The sequence below is a fragment of the Elusimicrobiota bacterium genome (assembly GCA_016788905.1).
In the GTDB taxonomy this organism is placed as follows: domain Bacteria; phylum Elusimicrobiota; class Elusimicrobia; order FEN-1173; family FEN-1173; genus JADKHR01.
The window spans coordinates 80,630-87,036 of record JAEURZ010000012.1 but is presented as its reverse complement, the minus strand read 5'-3'; the positions used below and the strand labels follow the sequence as shown (position 1 = coordinate 87,036).

At 54.1% G+C, this 6,407-nt stretch carries 1 protein-coding gene (cut by a window edge); it reads left to right on the top strand.

Going from position 1 to position 6,407, the window contains the following annotated elements:
* Positions 1–34: 34 nt before the first annotated feature.
* Positions 35–6,407: the 5' portion of a hypothetical protein gene (locus JNK54_06410; protein ID MBL8023897.1), read on the top strand. It continues 21,536 nt past the right edge of the window; only the first 6,373 of its 27,909 coding nucleotides appear in the window; the start codon lies at positions 35–37; the stop codon falls past the right edge of the window.

Sequence of the window (6,407 nt, the reverse complement as noted above, 5' to 3'; positions counted from 1 at the left end):
CGGAGCCACCGTGGTAAATGGGGTGTTCGCGAAGATGACGGACACGGGGGCCCATGGGTATAACCGAAGTGTGACCACGGTGAATTACAGCTTTAACGAGAAAGGGCAGTTGGTGGGGGCTGTGGGGTCAACGGTGGGGGACCAGAACAGTGAGGTATGGACAGACACGGACCGAGACAACGTGGTGGACCCTGGGGAGATGGTGGACCAGCCGACGACGTTCAGCGTGGAGAATACCTATCGGGTGATCGTGGGGCAAGCGCAGGTGGTGAAGAGCGTCACGACGAGCTACACGGCCACCGTGGTGAACGGTGTGTTCACGAAGGTGACGGACACGGGGGCCCATGGGTATAGCCGAAGCGTGACCACGGTGAATTACAGTTTTAATGAGAAAGGCCAGTTGGTGGGGGCTGTGGGGTCAACGGTGGGGGACCAGAACAGTCAGGTGTGGACAGACACAAACCAAAACGAGATCGTGGACGCTGGGGAGATGGTGGACCAGCCGACGACGTTCAGCGTGGAGAATACCTATCGGGTGATTATGGGGCAAGCGCAGGTGGTGCAAAGCGTGACGACGAGCTACGGGGCGACGGTGTCCAACGGTGTGTTCACGAAGATGACGGACACGGGGGCCCATGGGTATAGCCGAAGCGTGACCACAGTGAATTACAGCTTTAACGAGAAAGGCCAGTTGGTGGGGGCTGTGGGGTCCACGGTGGGGGACCAGAACAGTGAGGTGTGGACGGACACAAACCAAAACGAGATCGTGGACGCTGGGGAGATGGTGGACCAGCCAACGACGTTCAGCGTTGAGAATACCTATCGGGTGATCGTGGGTCAGGCGCAGGTGGTCAAGAGCGTGACGACGAGCTACACGGCCACCGTGGTGAACGGTGTGTTCACGAAGATGACGGACACGGGGGCGCACGGATATAGCCGAAGTGTGGCGAGTGTGAATTACAGCTTTAACGAGAAAGGCCAGTTGGTGGGGGCTGTGGGGTCAACGGTGGGCGACCAAAACAGTGAGGTGTTCACGGACACAAACCGGAATGGAATTGTGGACGCTGGGGAGATGGTGGACCAGCCCACGACGTTCAGCGTGGAGAATACCTATCGGGTGATCGTGGGGCAAGCGCAGGTGGTGAAAAGCGTCACGACGAGCCACACGGCGACCGTGGTGAACGGTGTGTTTACGAAGGTCACGGATACGGGCGCCCACGGGTATAGCCGAAACGTAACAACCGTGAATTCCAGTTTCAATGAGAGGGGCCAGCTGGTGGGGGCCACGGGGACAACCGAAGGTCAGCAAAATTCAGAAGTTTGGAACGATTCGAACCGAAATGGGAACGTGGATCCCGGTGAAATGATTGATCAGCCGGTGGTTTCAAACGGTGTGAACACCTATGCCGTGATAGCGGGCCAGGCTCAAGTGATTCGGAGCGAGACGACGAATTGGTCCGCGCGGTTGGAAAACGGCGTGTTTACAAAAATCATGGACCCAGGGGCCCATGGGTACAGTCGGAGCGTAAGTACGGTTAATTACACGTTTAACGAGAGAGGTCAACTGATCTCCGCCACCGGGGCGACCATTGGTGAACAGAACTCGGAAGTGTGGACCGATAGGAATCGGAACGGCTTATTGGAGGCGGGGGAAATGGTGGATCAAGCCTCCATGTTTCAAGTGGAAAACACCTACGGGGTGATCATGGGTCAATCTCAGATCGTGAAGAGCGTGACGACCAGTTGGTCTGCCCGTTTGGTGAACGGCGTTTTCAACAAAATAACGAATCCTCTTTCGGAAGGGTTCAGCCTCAGCGTATCAACGGTTCAAAATCGTTATAACGAACGCGGCCAGCTTATGGGAACAACCGGTTGGACAGATTTTGATTCTTCTCAAGTGACATTCAAATCCGTTGAGGATTGGGCAGGTCTTATTAAATCAGGTGGTTCTGTTCAGGTGGTTTTTGATGCAACGGACGGGAAATTTGATGATGAACATTATTCTGGGCTTCAAGACCCATTGGGCCCCCTGAAGGCGGGGGAGACCTATACCCTTCAGTTGAGAAGCAATGGGGGCACGGTGGCCACAGGATATCATCAAGAAACCGGAATTGGGGAAACGGTCTATTCCTCCTCTCCCTTTGATATTGAAAACAATGAAATCGCTGTTTGGCGAAATCGTTTTAGTTTTAACGAGAAAGGAGAGGTGTTCGATTCGCGATTCGGTCTGGTTGGGCATTTTTCAACAGGGGAAGGTCCTTCGTCGTCCTCGTGGGTGAATCTCGGGGATACGAATCGAGATGGGGTGCGTCAATCGAATGAAACGTGGGAAACGGAGGCCCAACGATCGAAATCCCATACGGAGAACACGTATGTGATTTTGGGGGGCCAGTCTCTTGTATCAAAGAGCGTGACGGAATCTTGGGCGTGCGATGCTCAAGGGAATGCCATCACCTCGAGTTCGACCCATGGATACAGTCACTCGATCATGACAACACTTTATTCCCATAATGATAAGGGGCAATTGATGGGGGTGAGCGGAGGGGAATCGGTGTCCCGCGGAAACGTAGAGGTTCGATCGCCCAAACGGAATGGTGCTGGCCTGATTGTTGGGGACACGAACCAAAACAATCTTCTGGAAGATACGGAAACCTGGACCTATGAATGGGTGGACCAGGGGACGGAATCCGTCACAACGAACACCTACAACATCATTCACGGCCAAGCCGTTGTCGTAAAAGCGTTGACAGTGAGTTGGGCCTTGAATCCCGCCGGGGACCGGATTTTGGATCCCAAAATGGAAGGGTATAACCACAGCGTGACAACCGTCCATTATGACTTCAATGACAAGGGGCAATTGGTTAAAGCGGTGGGGGAGACAACGGGGCGGTCCAATGGGGGGAAACAGTTCTCGGTCCAAATGGATGCGCTGGGCAACATTCAGGGAGACACGAACAACAATGGGGTTGAAGAAAACGGAGAAGTGTGGGAGTTTTCCGAAACGGATCTTTGGAATGATTTTGAAACTGTCAATAGTTACGTCGTGTTGCAGGGCCAAGCCCTGGTGGCGTCCAGCGTCACGGAATCCTGGTCATTGAATGATGCCGGGAATCGTATTCGGGATGCCCGTCTGGCGAATTATAATTATTCGAAGTCAACGGTGGACTATCGCTACAATGACCTGGGGCAAATGGAGGGGGCGACGGGGCTATCGGTGGGAGGAGCCAATAACGGAAAAACGTTGACGGTTGAGCAGAATGGCGATGGGAGCATTTTTGGGGATTCCAATAAGGATGGGATTCGACAGGCCAACGAAGAATGGCGGTTCGTGGAGAGCCCCCAAGGGTCTGATTCCGAAACGGTGAACACCTACGCGGTCGTTCAAGGCCAGGCTGTGGTCGTCAAAAGTGAATCCAAAAATTACGCTACGGACCCGGCCGGCCGACGAATTTCGGACCCCAACGCGCATGGTTATAGTTTGAGCCAAACGACGGTTCAATACCATTATAACGGGAAAGCCCAATTGGAAGGGGCGTCCGGGTGGACGGTGGGGATGTCCAATATAAAGGTCCTGGCGGATTCCCGTCAGGGAACCACGGGCGCCGGGGACTGGATCAATCAGAGAACCGAATCCTTGACCACGAACACCTATGCGATCATCAATGGCCAAGCCGCCGTTATGAAAAGTGTGACGCAAAGCTGGGCGGCGGATGCCCAGGGTAAACGTATTTCCGATGTGGGATCCCATGGGTACAATCGAACCGTCACGACGGTGTATAACCGCTATAACGCGCGGGGGCAGTTGGTGGGAGCCGTGGGATCCTCTCTCACCCGATCCACGCTGGAGGTCCTCAGTCAAAACAGTGGGGTGGACCGATGGGTGGACCAAATGACGGAGTCCGCCACGACCCAAACCTACATCATTGTCATGGGCCAGGCCGTGGTGCTGAAAAGTGTGACCACCAGCGATGCGTTGGATCCCCAAACGGGGGCGGTCGTTGGTCCTCAACAGAATGGCTACAACCACAGTGTTTCCTCTGTAAACAACCAATACAACGAGCACGGCCAACTGATCGGGTCTTCCGGGGGGACCACATCGAAACTGAATTTTCAGGTTTTAAAAGATTCTCGAAATGGAACCGAAGACGCCACCGCCTGGACCAATCAACGGTCCGAATCGGTGACACAGAATTCCTATGTGGTCGTGGCGGGTCAGGCTGTGGTCACGCAAAGCGTCACGGAGAGTTGGGCTTGCGATGGGAACGGGACGCGGTACGCCCCTGGGACCCACGGCCACAACGACACGCGCGCCACCGTTCAATACACCTACAACCCTAAAGCGCAGTTGATGGGCGCCACCGGAACCACGACGGGTGTATCCAATGTGGAGGTGCGAACTCCCCGTCAAGACGAAAACGGGTTCTTTGTGGGGGATGCGAACCAAAACGGTTTAAAGGATGACGGCGAATCCTGGTCCTTCACGTTGGTGGACCAATCCACCGAATCCAAAACGGAAAATATTTATGCGGTCATCGCAGGGCAGTCGGTCGTTGTCCGGAGTGTCACGGAAAGCTGGGCGTTGGGGGCCGATGGAACTCGGATCACCAATGATCGGTCCCAAGGGTTCAATCACAGCGTATCGTCTGTGAACTATTCTTCCAACTCTCGGGGGCAATTGACCGGAGCGGTGGGACGTTCGGATGGGCGGAGCAACGGAGGGAAATTGTTGACGGCCGATCGGGACGCGACGGGGAAGATTAGGGGTGATCTGAACGATAACGGGGTCCAAGAGACAGGGGAATCGTGGTCGTTTACATCCGAAGACATGCGGAGCGAATTCGCGACCACAAACGCGTACCTGGTCGTCATGGGACAGGCCCAGGTGAAAACGAGCGTCACGGAAAGTTGGGCGTTAAACCAAAGCGGGAATCGAATTCTAATCGACACTCTTCGCGGATACAGTTATTCCAGGTCTCAAGTGGATTACCGCTACAACAGCAAAGGCCAATTGATCGGCGCGGATGGAAATTCCAACGGTCGGTCCAATAGCGGGACCGTGTTAACCGTCAAACGCGATGGCAATGGTCGGATTGTGGGAGATGAAAATAACGATGGGATTCAACAATCGAACGAAACCTGGATTATCGATACGACGCCTCAGCGCACGGATGTGGAAACGGTCAATACCTACGCTGTTGTTCAAGGTCAGGCCGTGGTGGCCACCGGGGTGACGCAGAGTTGGTCCGTGGGGGCCGATGGGGTCCGTGTGACGGATGATTCTGATCACGGTTTCAGTTTCAATCAATCCACGGTCAATTATTCGTATAACACTCTTGGTCAATTGACAGGGGCGACGGGTTGGTCCGACGGTCGGTCCAACGTGCAAGTTCTAACCCAATTAAATGGGGAGGACAGTTGGGTGGCTCAACGATCAGAGTCCCACACCGACAACTCTTACGAGGTCTTTATGGGCCAGGCGGTAGTCATGAAGAGCGTGACCCAGTCGTGGGCCTGTGATGTGTCTGGATTCCGAATCGTTCGTGAATCGGACCACGGGTATAGCCACAGCGTGACGACACTGTTTAATCGCTACAACGCGCTTGGGCAGATGGAGTCTGTTTCGGGGAGCACGCGGACCCGCTCGAACGTGGAAGTCCTCAAGAATTCCCATATCCATGCCAATCTCAATGATCCCAATGCTTGGGTTGACCAGATCACGGAAACAATGACGCAAAATGCCTACGCGGTGATCCTGGGCCAGGCGGTTATCCTTAAAAGTCACACAAAGAGTTGGGCGGTGGGGGAAAATGGAACACCTATTCTGGATGCCTTAGCCCATGGGTTTTCCTATAGCGAAACCCATGTGCGTTATATCTACAACGGGTTAGGTCAGATGACATCCGCCGTGGGTCACACCACGGGGCGGCAAAATCAAAAGGTGTGGACGGATACGAATCAGGACGGAACCGTTGAGGCGCAAGTGAATCAGTCTACGGAAACGGAGACGACCAATGTCTACGCCGTTATCCAAGGGCAAGCGGTGGCCATTCAAAGCGTGACGGAAACCTGGGGAGTGGGGGATGACGGGCAACGCGTGACCGACGTGGGGACCCATGGGTATTCCCACAATATCAACCGAGTGGATTATCGATTTAGTGACAAAGGCCAGTTGCTGGGAGCCACAGGAAAAATAAAAAGCGAACAAAACCAAAAGGTGTTAACCATTTTTGATGGGGTGACCACCGAAAAAGATCAGCTTTCTGTGACGGAAACCACAAACGCTTATAAAATTGTTTTCGGGCAGGCTGTTGTGGTGGCCTCCCATTCTGAAACTTGGCAAGCGAAGCAAGTCGGAAACGATTTCGTGAAGCAAACAGATCCCAGTGTTCACGGGTATAGCCATAGCA